Below are 13,058 nucleotides of genomic sequence, written 5' to 3' on the forward strand. Positions count from 1 at the left end.
TCCTTACAGGTAAGGCTTTTCAGCAAAGAGTTTTCGCAACCAGGTTGCCGATCTCGACCGCCGACCCTGACCCCGTCGGATCGAAGAGCGTCCTGGTCAGCGCGAACGTGACCCCTGACCGCGTGTCCGCCCAGGCCACACTGCCACCCATGCCCGGCCATCCGAACGACGCCGGGCTCTCCTCCGCGGTCGACCCGAGCCGGCCGATCGCGTAGCCGAGCGCCAACGTCGCCGGATTGCCGAGCAGTTCGTCCTGCGCGACCAGTGCCGGTCCGGTGATCACCGGGACCGCTTCCGGTCGGACGAGCCGGACCCCGTCGACCTCGCCGATCAACCCGGCGTACAGCTTGGCGATCCCACGAGCGTTGAGGATTCCGCTCGACGGGTCCTCGATCGCGAGCTGCTCGGGCCGGTTCAGTACGGCGGCCCGCGGCTGCATCGCCCGCGGTACGACGTTCTCGAACATCCCGGCCAGCATCGCGAACGTCTCCTCGGCACCCTCGGGCTCCACGAGTTCGGCGAGCCGATGCCGCTGATCCACGGGCAGCGCGAAGAAAACGTTTTCCTGCAGGCCGAGCGGGGTCACGATGTCCCGGAGTACGGCGGAGATCGTGCGGCCCGTCGCGCGGCGGACGATCTCGCCGACGAGCAGGCCGAAGGTCTCCGCGTGGTAGGTCATCTTCGTGCCCGGTTCCCACCACGGCTTCGCGTCGGCGAGGCGCTCTGCCTGTAAGGGGAGCGTTTTCCGGGTCGCGTCAGGCGGCAGCGCGGGCAGGCCGACGGAATGTGTCAGGACGTGCCGCAGGGTTGCAGTTTCCTTCCCGTGCGCACCGAACTCGGGCCAGACCTCGACGATCGGCCGGTCGTAGTCGAGGACGCCGCGATCCACCAGCACATTCGCCACCGTCGCGGACGCGCCCTTGCCGGTGGAGGCGGCGAAGTACAACGTCTCCGAGGCCACGCCGTCGCCGGCCACCGCGTCCACGACGAGCTCGCCGTGTCGATACACCGCGACCTGCAGACCGAGTTCGGTCTCCACGAGTTCGTCGATCCGCCGCTGCACCACGTCCTGAAGCTCCATGCCGGTACGTCGTAGCAGACGCGGGCCGCTCTACGCGTAGTCCAGGGCGAACCGGATCGTGCGCTCCACCTCCGCGTCGGTCCCGACCGGGCAGACCAGGAACTCCGTCGTACCGGCGTCCGCGAACCGCTGCAGTTCCTTGGCCACCGTCTCCTCGTCACCGAGGACCGCGGTGTCCTCCGGGCCTGCCTTGCCGCCGCGGTCCAGGACGGCCCGGTACGACGGCATGTCGCCGGCTGGCCCGAACTTGTCGTGGATCCACTGCCGCGTCGCGTCCGGATCGTCCGTGACCGCGACGCAGACGCCCGCGATCACCTGAGGCTCGGGCCGTCCCGCTGCGGTCGCGGCCCGGTCGATCGTGGGGCGGATGAAGTTCTCGATCACCTCAGGACCCGCCCAGCTGGTCGTCGTACCGGCAGTCAGTTCGCCGGCCGTCTTCAGCATCCGCGGACCAAGTGCGGCCAGGATCAGCTCGGGTGCCTCGGCGCCGGCGATGTCGACTTGCCCGCGGGCGGTCAGCCGCTCGCCTACGTAGTCGGTGGGCTCACCGGCCAGCAGCGGGCCGAGCGCCTCGACGTACTCGCGGACGTAGGCCGCGGGGCGGTCCATCGGCAGGCCGAGCATGCCTTCCACCATGTGCGGATGGCTCGAGCCGACCCCGAGCGTCAAGCGGTTTCCGGTCAGCACCTGGACGCTGAGCGCCTGCGCCGCGAGGGCCAGCGGATGCCGCGGGTACACCGGGACGACGCCGACGGCGTACCCGATGGTCGAGGTGTACGGCGCGACGCCCGCGATCAGCGTCAGCGCGTCCCACCCGAGCCGCTGGCTGAACCAGATCCGGTCGATGCCCGCATCCTCAGCGGCCTTCGCGGCCGCCCCGATCTCGTCGATGGTCTTGCCCTCTTCGTCGATCCACAGTCCGATCCTCATGTCCACCAGTCAACGAGACCGGCGGGCGCCGACCCAGACGCAGTTACGCTGTGCAGCGATAAGGGATCGTGATCGCCGGAGGTGTCCGATGGAGCTGCGGCAGCTGCGGTACTTCGTGACCGTCGCCGAGGAACTGCACTTCGGCCGCGCCGCCGAGCGGCTCAACATCGTGCAGCCGGCCGTCAGCCAGCAGGTCGCCCGGCTCGAACGCGAACTCGGTCTGCAACTCCTCGACCGGTCCTCGCGACACGTCCGCCTGACCGGCGACGGCGAGCGGATGCTGCACGAGGCCCGCGCGGTCCTGTCCGCCGCGGATCGGGCCGGCGAGGTGGCCGCAGAGCTTGCCTCCGGGCGTTCCGGCGTACTGCGGATCGGGATCGCGCCCGGCCTCCGCGACCGTCTGGAGCGCGGCCTGACGACCCTTCGCAAGGGCACAGCGAACCTTGAGGTACAGCTCAGTTCCGGGTCTACGGCTGAGTATCTGAAGGCGCTGCGTTCCGGGGAACTCGACGTCGCATTCGTCCGGGGCGAGGTGGCGGCCGCCGACCTGCGAGTCGTCGAACTCTGGCGCGATCCGCTGTCCGTCCTGGTCCCTTCGTCCTACCGAGCCGACGAGGGCGTCAAGCTGATCGATCTGGCGGACCTGCCGCTCCGGCTGCCGAGCGACCCTTGGCTGAATGATCGCTTGCTAGCTGAGTGCCGGGCGGCCGGGTTCGAGCCGAGGATGGGCCGGCCGGCGGATGATCTCGAGGCTGCGATCGTCGAGATGTCGACCGGGTCGCCGGCCTGGACCGTCGTCTACGGCACGGCCTGTGAAGCCGCCGAGGGCGCGCTGTGGATGGGGCCGTTCGCGTCGCCGCTGAGCGCCCCGGGGCAGCTGGTCGTCGGACCGGGGCCGACCGCCGAGTGCGTCGACGTACTGGTGGCCGCCTTCTCGTGAGGACCTCCGGCGGGCCCTGACAGCTCCGCCGGAGGCCGGGTGTTGATTACTCAACAAGCACCGGATCGTACGTGGGAAATCGCCTTCCGAGGAGGGCCCGTCTCATAATGCGCCGATCACGCGTTTGATGGCTCCCGGTGAACAGTTGCTGACGGTGCGGGATTAAAGTTGGTAGTTGCAACCAAATAATCAGGTCGGGTGAGGGCATCGCCGGCCGTTTCCGCCTCGGAGCAGCACACCCCGCTGCTCCGGTCGTCGCGTTCCCGCCGTACGAAACGGAAGCTGATGTCTGCCACCCAGGCCTCGCCGGCCACACCTGCCGCCGGCTCCCCACCGGCCGGCTCCACGCCGCCCCGGTACCGCTCGCGGTACGCCGCCGGTGGCCCCGACCCCGCGCCCCCCGCAGCACCCCCGGCCGTAGATCCAGAGCTCTCGCACCGCGAGATCCTGGAGATCCTCGCCGGGCTGCTCGCCGCGCTGTTCACCGCGGTCCTCAGCTCGACGATCGTCAGCAACGCGCTGCCGACGATCATCGCGGACCTCGAAGGCACCCAGACGCAGTACACGTGGGTGGTCACCGCCAGCCTGCTCGCGATGACCGTGTCCACGCCGGTGTGGGGCAAGCTGTCCGACCTGATGAGCAAGAAGCTGCTGGTGCAGTTCGCGATCATCATGTTCGTGACCGGCTCCGTGCTGGCCGGCGCCTCGCACAACGTGCCGTTCCTGATCGGCTCGCGGGTCCTGCAGGGGCTCGCGATGGGCGGTCTGATGGCGCTCGCGCAGGCGATCATCGGGGCCGCGATCCCACCGCGGTCGCGGGGCCGGTACTCCGGGTACATGGGCGCCGTGATGGCGCTCGCGACCGTCAGCGGTCCATTGGTCGGCGGCGTGATCGTCGACACCTCGTGGCTCGGGTGGCGGTGGTGCTTCTACGTCTGCGTGCCGCTCGCCGTACTGTCGCTGATCGTCCTCCAGCGGTTCCTGCACCTGCCGGTGGTGAAGCGCAGGGTGAAGATGGACTACCTCGGCGCGCTGCTGATCGCGGGCGCGGCCAGCCTGCCGCTGATCTGGGTCTCGTTCGCGGGCGAGCACTTCCCGTGGTGGTCGTGGCAGACCGGTGCCTATCTGGGCGGTACGGCGGTGCTCGCGATCCTGGCCGTGGTGGTCGAGGTACACGCGGCCGAACCGCTCGTGCCGATGCGGGTCGTCCGGGAGCGGACGACGGCGCTGGCGATCCTCGCGAGCGTGGCGGTCGGGATGGGGATGTTCGGGAGCGCGGTGTTCCTGGGTCAGTACTTCCAGGTGGCCCGCGGGTACAGCGCGACCGAGGCCGGGTTGCTGACCATCCCGATGATGTTCGGGTCGTTCCTGGGGTCGGTTGGGTCGGGGCAGTTGATCACCCGGTTCGGGAAGTGGAAGCGGTACCTGGTGATCGGCGCGTTGTTCCTGACCGCGGGGCTCGGGTTGCTCGGCACGATCGACCACACGTCGCCGTACTGGTATGTCGGGCTCGGGATGCTTGCCATGGGCATCGGGATGGGCATGACGATGCAGAACCTGGTGCTCGCGGTGCAGAACACCGTGGACGTCAGCGAGGTCGGGGCCGCCGGCGCGTCGGTCACGTTCTTCCGGAGCCTTGGCGGTGCGGTCGGCGTGTCGGTGCTGGGGGCGATCCTTGCCACGCGGGTGACCGATCTGATCACGGAGCACCTGCGCGAGCTCGGTCCGGGAGCGGCGGCTGCGGCGCAGGGCGGTTCGGGGAGTTTGCTGGACGTGAACTCGCTGCCGGGGCCCGTCCAGGAGATCGTGCGGCACGCGTACGGCGACGCAACCGGCCGAATCTTCGTGATCGCCGCCGGCGCCGCGCTGGTGAGCTTCCTGGCAGTCCTCTTCATCCGAGAAGTCCCCCTCCGCCAAACCGTCGCAATCCGCCCGTCGGAGGCTGAAGCACCTGTGCGTGAAACCGTTGCTGACGATCCGGCGGAGCGGGCTGCGGTGGTTGCGCTTGATGTGATCACGTCGGCGGAGCGTACGGCGCGTGAACGTGAGCGGGAGGCCAGCGAACGGGTGCAGGCCGCCGCGAACACGATCCGCCAGATGCGGACCGATGTCGCGGACCTGTTCACCCGCGTGGATCAGCAGATCGCCGACCTGGAGAGCACTCTCCCGGACGCCGAAATCCCGCAGCCGGCCGCAGCACTCCTGGACGCCCAGCGCCCCGCGGGCGAACTGGTCGACGAACTCCGCCGGTACGAGCTGAGCGTCCTCAGCGCCAGCCAGCGCACCGCCGACCACCTCCGCGAAACCGCCCGCACCGAAGCCGACCACCTCCGCGGAACAGCCCAAGCCGAGGCGGACCAGCTCCTCGCCGAGGCCCGCGCCGAAGAACACGAAATCCGCACCCGCATCACCGAACTGGAAGCTGTAGAACACCGCCTCCTAACCACAGTCCGCGACAACCTCTCCAACACCCCACCCCCACCCGCTGCCCCATCCACCCACGCATCCGGGCATCAGATCCACCCACCGACCCACGCACCATCCACCCACGAGGCCGCCGCCTCCGGCAACGGCTACCCCGACGAACACCACAACCGCCAACCCTTCGGCTGATCCCCATTTGCCTGGCAGACCCACCAATTTGCCTGGCTGACCCACCAAATGCGGGGTTCCACACCCGCGTTCAGGGTCCGGAACCCCGCATCTCGTGGGTAGGCCAGGCAAATACGGCGGCGGGTGGGACTCGTCGAGGCCAACCCGGAGCTCGCGTCCGACGGTCCGGGCCGCAGCCTGACGTACCTCCGACCCGTTCTCGGCGAACCCTCCAGTTCGGTGGGCGCCCACTCAGCTGGAGGGTTGCCCGCTGAAAATATGAGGGGGCAACCCTCTGCCCCAGTGGGCAAGCTCAGGTGGGTTGAGTGGGGCGGTGGGGGGTGGGGGTGTCGGTGGGGGGTGGCATGCTTCGGGTAGGGCGTGGTGAAGGAGTGGTGTGGGGTTGTGGGACGTGGAGCAGGTGGTGGGGCTGGCGCCTGATCCTGCGTCCGCGAAGGCTGGGCAGGGGCTGGCTCGGGGGGAGAAGTGGTCGGGCGCCGGGGCGACGGATCGTGCGGTCTGGGGTTTGTGCCAGGGCAGCGGGAAGCAGCCGTACCAGACAGTCGTGGATCTCGGCGGCCCGGCGTACAAGTGTTCCTGTCCGTCCCGGAAGTTCCCGTGCAAGCACGCGCTCGGGCTGCTGTTGCTCCACGCGAAGCACGAGGTGCAGCCGGGCGACGAGCCGGACTGGGTGAAGAGCTGGGTCGACCAGCGGGCCGAGCGCGCTGAGCGGCCGGAGCGGAAGCCCGGTGAGGTGGCCGACCCGATTGCGGCTCAGGAGCGGGCTGCCCGGCGCGCGGATCGCGTCTCGGCGGGACTGGCCGAGTTGGCCGGTTGGCTGGACGACCAGGTGCGCCAGGGGCTCGGCGGGTTCGACCAGCGGGCGTACACCGAGCTGACCCGCCTCGCCGCGCGAATGGTCGACGCGCAGGCACCAGGAGTGGCAGGAGCGGTACGTCGGGCAGCGGGTGTAGTCGGACGTGGTCACGGCTGGCCGGGTGAACTGCTCGAAGAGTTGTCCCTCGTCCACCTGGTCGTCGCGGCGCATGGGCGTCTCGCGGAGCTCCCGCCGTCGCTCGCCGACACGGTGCAGAGCCGGATCGGCTGGACGACCGAGACGGCCCGCGTACGAGAGGAAGGAGAGAAGGTCGAGGACGACTGGCTCGTACTCGGCCGTGTGATCGAACCGGACGACCGCCTCACGGTCCGCCGCGTATGGTTGCGCGGGGCAAAGACCGGCCGGATCGGACTGATCCTCACGTTCGCCGCCGCCGGACGCCCGTTGGAACCGCTCCCGGCTCGCCCCGGTGAGTACGTCCCCGGCGCGCTCTCGTTCTACCCGGGCGCTCTCCCAATGCGCGCGCTCCTGACTCAGACCGATCCGCGCCTGCCCGCACCACGTCCCGCCGGCCTCACCGTCCGCCAGGCATTGGCGTCGTACGTCGAATCACTCGCCGCCGACCCGTGGAACGAACGCTGGCCGCTGGTGCTCCAGGATGTGCGACCCGCACGGCACGGCGACGGCTGGGCGCTGGTGGACGAAGCCGGCGATGGGCTGGAGCTCCTGCCGGGTTGGGATGCGTTGAAGCTGCTCGCGGTCTCGGCAGGCGACCCGCTCACCGTCGCCGGTGAGTGGAACCGCGCCGGCCTCCGCCCGATGACCTGCTGGCACGGCGATCGGCCGGTGATCGTGTGAACGACGATCGGTGGGTGAGAGTGTGAAGGGCTGGGACGGGCTGGTCAGTTCGGCGTTGCTCGGCACCGATCGGCGGCCGCCGCACTTCGATGAGCTGCCCGAGCACATCCAGGAGCGCCTCGGCGACGGCAACCTGCTGGACGCTGCTGCGCTGGCGACCGTGTACAAGCGGGCCGGACGTAAGCCGCTGCACGATCTCGAGCCGCTTCCAGCCGCGCCCGGTGCGGATCGGCCGTTGCCGCGGCCGAACGCGGTTCGGCGGTTGGCCGCGATGCTGGGCGGGTTCCAGACGTCCGCGCTGGGTGAGTGGTTGAGTACGGCGGACGCGCACGGCTGGGGCGTTCCGCCCGAGCAGCTGCCGGCGTTGGCAGACTACGCGCGCAACCGTGCGCAGTACCGTCCACTCGTCATCGCCGCTGCTGGCCGTCGTGCACGCTGGCTCGCGGAGCTCAACCCCGAGTGGCGATTCCTGCACGCAGCGGTTGCTGAGAGCAACGACTCGGAGTTGTGGACGCACGGCAACGCGATCCAGCGGCGTACCTGGTTGCACGCCGCTCGCACCCAAGATCCCGCCGCCGCGCGGGAGTCGCTCAAAGAGGTCTGGCCGAGCGAGTCCGCCGCCACCCGGGCGGACTTTCTTGGGCTCCTGCAGGACAACCTCGCGCAATCGGACGAGGAGTTCCTCGAGTCGGCGCTCGACGACCGTTCCCGTGAGGTACGGCGGGTGGCCGCGCGGCTGCTCGCACGGTTGCCGGGATCGCAGTACGGCGTACGCATGACGGAACGCCTGCACGCGCACCTCCTGCCCAGCCAAGGCGTGCTCGCCGTCGACCTTCCGCGCAACCTGACCCACGCGATGGAGCGTGACGGGATCGACTCGCAGAACCCGGAAGGTGTCGGCAAGCGCGCGTGGTGGTTCCACCAGATCGTCGCCAACACGCCGTTGCAGGCGATGGACCTCACCTGGCTCCAGACGCCGGTCGAGGGATGTGCCGTCGAGGTACTGCAGTCCGCCTGGACCGAGGCCGCCATTCGTGAGAGTTCAGTCGAGTGGTCCCGAGCGATCCTGCAGACCGGATCGAATACGGGCAGTCGAGGCCCCGCCGAGCTGTTGCGGTTGTTGCCCGCCGAGGAGTGGGCGAGCGCGGTCGACGTACTGCGGAAGAACGTCGACGTTGCCGAATTGGTCGGCGGATTGCCCGTGCCTTGGCCCGCTCCGCTCGCGACGATGATCCTCGACCAGCTCGCCAAGGTCGGCACCAACCGCGCCTGGGCCCGGCTCGCCAGCATCACGGCCCGCGCCGCGCCGCCCGACGTACTCGACCACCCGATCACCCGCGAACCCACCGGCGAGGAAGACACCTGGCGCCGCCGCCTCGTCGAAACCCTGACCTTCCGCCGCGAAATGTACGAGGAGCTCACATGACCACCGAGGTACTGCGCCCGCATGCGGAAGTCGAGTACGCCGACGAACTCCGGGCGCTGCGCGCAACGGACGACAAGCCGCGACCGCCGGCCTGGCTGATGTCCCCGAGCGCCGTGGTCACGTACCTGCTCGGTGGGCAGGCGGGCGACACCGAGATCTCACCGAAGTACGTCGGTCCGCGCCGGCTGGTCGAGGTCGCGGTCGCCACCCTCGCGACGGATCGGGCGCTGCTGCTGCTCGGCGTACCGGGTACGGCGAAGACGTGGGTCAGCGAGCACCTTGCGGCCGCGATCAGCGGCGACTCGACGCTGCTCGTCCAAGGTACGGCGGGCACCGCGGAGGAAGCGATCCGGTACGGCTGGAACTACGCCCAGTTGATTGCCCAAGGCCCCAGTGAAGCGGCGCTTGTGCCGAGCCCGGTGCAGCGCGCGATGACCGAGGCGAAGATCGCCCGGATCGAGGAACTGACCCGGATGCCGTCCGACGTCCAGGACGCGCTGATCACGATCCTGTCCGAGAAGGCGCTGCCGATCGCCGAGCTGGCCACGGAAGTCCAGGCCCGGAAGGGATTCAACGTCATTGCCACTGCCAACGACCGCGACAAGGGCGTCAACGAACTGTCCAGCGCGCTCCGCCGGCGCTTCAACACCGTCGTACTGCCCCTGCCCGACTCCGCCGAGGACGAGGTGGAGATCGTGTCCCGCCGGGTGTCCCAGCTCGGCGCGGCGCTCGAGCTGCCGCAGCCGGACGACGCGCTGGACGAGATCCGCCGCGTGGTGACGATCTTCCGCGAGCTCCGCTCCGGCCGGACCGAGGACGGCCGGACGGCGGTCAAGTCGCCGTCCGGCACGCTCTCCACCGCGGAGGCGATCAGCGTCGTCACCGGCGGTCTCGCGCTCGCGGCCCACTTCGGTGACGGCGTACTGCGTCCGACCGACGTGGCCGGCGGCATCCTCGGGGCGGTCGTCAAGGACCCGTCCGCGGACCGCGTCGTGTGGTCGGAGTACCTCGAAACCGTCGTCCGCGAACGCGACGACTGGGCGCCGTTCTACCGTGCCTGCCGAGAGATTTCCGGATGACCGTTCACCTGCTCGGGATCCGGCATCACGGGCCGGGATCGGCGCGCGCGGTGGCGACCGCGCTGGCCGAGCTCCGTCCTGATGTCGTCCTGATCGAGGGGCCGCCGGAGGCCGACAAGATCGTCGAGCTGGCGGGCTCCGAGGAGATGGAGCCGCCGGTCGCGCTGCTCGCGTATGCGGTGGACGACTCGACGCGGGCGGCGTTCTGGCCGTTCGCGGTGTTCAGTCCGGAGTGGCAGGCCGTCAGGTACGGGCTGGCGGCCGGGGTGCCGGTGCGGTTCTGCGATCTTCCGGCGGCACAGCAGTTCGGCTCCTCGGGCGGGCGGTCGGTATCGATGGATCCGCTCAAGACGCTGGCCGAGGCGGGCGGGTACGACGATCCGGAGCGCTGGTGGGACGACGTGATCGAGTCGCGCCGCGGTGGTGCCGAACCGTTCACGGTGATCGCCGACGCGATGCGGGAACTGCGGCACGGCGAGGAGGCGATCGGCCGCGAGGCGCAGCGCGAGGCCTACATGCGAACCGTTCTGCGCAAGGCGATTCGCGAAGGTTTCGAGCGGATCGCGGTGGTCTGCGGTGCCTGGCACGTTCCTGCTCTGGAATTGCCGTTGCCTCCAGCAACACATGATGCGCGGATCCTGAAGGGTCTGCCGAAGCGGAAGGTCGCCTGCACCTGGGTGCCATGGACGCACGGCCGGCTGGCGGCGGCGAGCGGTTACGGCGCCGGCATTACGTCACCGGGTTGGTACCACCACCTGTTCACCGCGCCTAACCAGATCACGACTCGTTGGCTCTCCAAGGTGGCGCAAGTACTGCGCAACGAGGATCTGCCGGTCTCCAGCGCGCACGTGATCGAGGCGGTGCGGCTTGCGGACACGTTGGCGGCGATGCGCGAACGGCCGCTGGCCGGGTTGAGCGAGGTGACCGAGGCGACGCGGGCAGTGCTCTGCGGCGGGAACGACGTACTGCTGGACCTTGTGACGCGCGAAGCGGTTGTCGGTGAGCTGCTCGGGTCGGTACCGGGCGAGACGCCGCAGGCGCCGGTGGCGGCGGACCTGGCCGCGCACGCGCGACGCTTGCGGATGAAGCGGGATGCGGCCGAGCGAGTGATCGAGCTCGACCTGCGGAAGTCGAACGACTTGGAGAAGTCCAGACTCCTGCACCGGTTGCGGATTCTCGGGGTGCACTGGGGTGTGCCGGCCGCCGACGAGCGGCGGGCGCAGGGCACGTTCCGGGAGATGTGGCGGCTGGCCTGGGACCCCGGGCTGGAGGTAGAACTGGTGGCCGCGGGCGCTCACGGTACGACGGTGCTCGGTGCAGCGACGTCCGTGATGCTGAAGTCCGCGGACTCGCCGACGCTGGCCGATGTCACGGCCGCGCTGGAGAAATCGCTCCTCGCCGACCTCGCGGACGCGCTCCCGCCGCTGCTTCAAGGTATCGATACCCGTGCTGCGGCCGACGCTGACGTAGGGCATCTGATGGCGGCGCTGCCCGCGCTCGCACGAGCCTCGCGGTACGGCGACGTACGTGGGACCGACACGGCCGGGCTGGCTGCCGTCGCGGGGCGGATGGTGTCGCGCGTGTGCGCCGGTCTTGCGCGGACCGTTCACGGGCTGGATCCGGATGCGGCGACCGCCGTACAGGAACTGATCGACGGGGTGCAGGACGCGACCGTACTGCTGGCTGAGGACGTGCGGTCGGAGTGGCTGAACACGCTGCAGGGGTTGAGTGATCGGGCGTCGGTGCCGCCATTGATCCGGGGGCGGTTGACGCGGTTGATGTTGGACACGTCGCGGTTGCCGGATCACGAGGTCGGGCTGCGGCTGGGGCGTTCGCTGTCGTCTGGCACGCCGACTGCGGACGCGGCCGGGTACGTCGAGGGCTTCCTGGCCGGCGGCGGGTTGTTGCTGGTGCACGACGAGCGGCTGCTGGCGATGGTGGACGGGTGGCTGGCGGCGATCCCGGACGACGCGTTCGTGGAGGTCCTGCCGCTGCTGCGGCGTACGTTCGGCACCTTCGCGGCGCCGGAGCGACGCTCAATTGGTGCGCGGGCCCGGGTGCTGAGCGATCCGGCGTCGTTGGTCGTTGCTGATGACAACGAGCTGGACGCCGAGTTGGCGGCGACCACGTTGCCGGTGGTTGCGCAGTTGTTGGGGGTCTCATGAGTGACGAGCGACTTCGCCGGTGGCGGCTTGTGCTGGGCGGTGAGGCCGAGGAGGAGACGGGTACGACGTTGTCGGCCGAGGACCGGTCTGTCGACGCGGCGTTGGCGGCGTTGTACGACGCCGCGGAGGGGGAGTCGGGTACGCAACGGTCAGCCGGGTTGGGGGCGTCGGCGCCTCGCGTGGCTCGGTGGTTGGGCGACATCCGGCAGTACTTTCCGAGCACCGTCGTACAGGTGATGCAGCGGGACGCGGTCGAGCGGCTCGGGATCACGCGGATGCTGATGGAGCCGGAGCTGCTCGGCGCGGTCGAGCCCGACGTCCATCTGGTGTCCACGTTGCTCGCGCTCAACGAGGTGATGCCCGAGGAGACCAAGCAGACCGCGCGGGACGTGGTCGGCCGGGTGGTGGCCGAGCTCGAGGCGCGGCTCGCCGAGCGAACGCGGGCGGCGGTGACCGGCGCGCTCGACCGGGCCGGGCGGACGGCGCGGCCGCGGCATTCGGACATCGACTGGGACCGGACGATCCGGGCGAACCTCAAGCACTTCTCGCCGACGCTCGGCACGATCGTGCCGGACCGGCTGGTCGGGTACGCGCGACGGAACCACAGTGTGCAGCGGGACATCGTGCTCGCGATCGACCAGTCGGGGTCGATGGCGGAGTCCGTCGTCTACGCGTCGCTGTTCGGGGCGGTGCTCGGGTCGATCCGGACGTTGCGGACCTCGTTGGTCGTGTTCGACACCGCGGTGGTCGACCTGACCGATCAGCTCGAGGATCCGGTCGACGTACTGTTCGGGACGCAGCTGGGCGGTGGGACGGACATCAACCGGGCGCTCGCGTACTGCGAGGAGCTGGTCACGAAACCGGCCGAGACGGTGCTCGTGCTGATCTCGGATCTTTACGAGGGCGGGGTCCGGGAAGAGATGTTGCGTCGGGCGCGTTCTTTGGTGGAGTCCGGCGTACAAGTGATTGCTCTGCTGGCGCTCGCGGACTCGGGTACACCGTCGTACGACGCCGAGAACGCGGCCGCGCTCGCCGACCTCGGCGTACCGACGTTCGCCTGCACACCGGACAAGTTCCCTGACCTGATGGCCGCTGCCATCCGCCACGAAGACATCGGCGGCTGGGCAGCAACCAACATCACCTGAGAGG

At 69.7% G+C, this 13,058-nt stretch carries 9 protein-coding genes; 7 read left to right on the forward strand and 2 right to left on the reverse strand.

The genetic code is table 11. The features are described from left to right. Positions 1-19: 19 nt before the first annotated feature. Positions 20-1,081 carry a serine hydrolase domain-containing protein gene (locus ACLJOO_RS21930; protein ID WP_410789116.1) on the reverse strand — a complete coding sequence of 354 codons (1,062 nt, stop codon included), beginning with the start codon at positions 1,079-1,081 and terminating at the stop codon, positions 20-22. 30 nt (positions 1,082-1,111) lie between these two features. Next, positions 1,112-2,011 carry a TIGR03564 family F420-dependent LLM class oxidoreductase gene (locus ACLJOO_RS21935; RefSeq protein WP_410789117.1) on the reverse strand — a complete coding sequence of 300 codons (900 nt, stop codon included), beginning with the start codon at positions 2,009-2,011 and terminating at the stop codon, positions 1,112-1,114. Between the two features lie 88 nt (positions 2,012-2,099). Here ACLJOO_RS21935 and ACLJOO_RS21940 point away from each other — a divergent pair, with 88 nt between their 5' ends. The 7 genes from ACLJOO_RS21940 (at position 2,100) to ACLJOO_RS21970 (ending at position 13,054) form a co-directional block, all read left to right on the forward strand. Further along, a complete protein-coding gene (locus ACLJOO_RS21940; RefSeq protein WP_410789118.1) occupies positions 2,100-2,951 on the forward strand; it encodes a LysR family transcriptional regulator in 852 nt (283 codons plus the stop codon). Positions 2,952-3,236: 285 nt separating this feature from the next. Next, the gene (locus ACLJOO_RS21945) at positions 3,237-5,564 is read left to right on the forward strand and encodes an MFS transporter (RefSeq protein ID WP_410789119.1); all 2,328 of its coding nucleotides are present in this window, start codon (positions 3,237-3,239) and stop codon (positions 5,562-5,564) included. A 376-nt stretch (positions 5,565-5,940) separates the two neighbouring features. Then, on the forward strand, positions 5,941-7,239 hold the full coding sequence (locus tag ACLJOO_RS21950; protein WP_410789120.1) for an SWIM zinc finger family protein: 1,299 nt from the start codon (positions 5,941-5,943) through the stop codon (positions 7,237-7,239). 10 nt (positions 7,240-7,249) lie between these two features. Beyond that, positions 7,250-8,665 carry a DUF5691 domain-containing protein gene (locus ACLJOO_RS21955; RefSeq protein WP_410789121.1) on the forward strand — a complete coding sequence of 472 codons (1,416 nt, stop codon included), beginning with the start codon at positions 7,250-7,252 and terminating at the stop codon, positions 8,663-8,665. Then, positions 8,662-9,744, forward strand: coding sequence for an ATP-binding protein (locus tag ACLJOO_RS21960; protein WP_410789122.1), 1,083 nt, complete (start codon positions 8,662-8,664; stop codon positions 9,742-9,744). Before ACLJOO_RS21955 ends, ACLJOO_RS21960 begins: the two co-directional genes overlap by 4 nt. Beyond that, positions 9,741-11,909, forward strand: a complete 2,169-nt coding sequence (locus tag ACLJOO_RS21965; protein WP_410789123.1) for a DUF5682 family protein — start codon at positions 9,741-9,743, stop codon at positions 11,907-11,909. Before ACLJOO_RS21960 ends, ACLJOO_RS21965 begins: the two co-directional genes overlap by 4 nt. Next, the gene (locus tag ACLJOO_RS21970; RefSeq protein WP_410789124.1) at positions 11,906-13,054 is read left to right on the forward strand and encodes a VWA domain-containing protein; all 1,149 of its coding nucleotides are present in this window, start codon (positions 11,906-11,908) and stop codon (positions 13,052-13,054) included. The genes ACLJOO_RS21965 and ACLJOO_RS21970 overlap by 4 nt, the downstream gene beginning before the upstream one ends. The last annotated feature ends 4 nt before the right edge of the window (positions 13,055-13,058 follow it).

The sequence above is a fragment of the Kribbella sp. C-35 genome (assembly GCF_046549195.1).
Taxonomy (GTDB): Bacteria; Actinomycetota; Actinomycetes; order Propionibacteriales; family Kribbellaceae; genus Kribbella.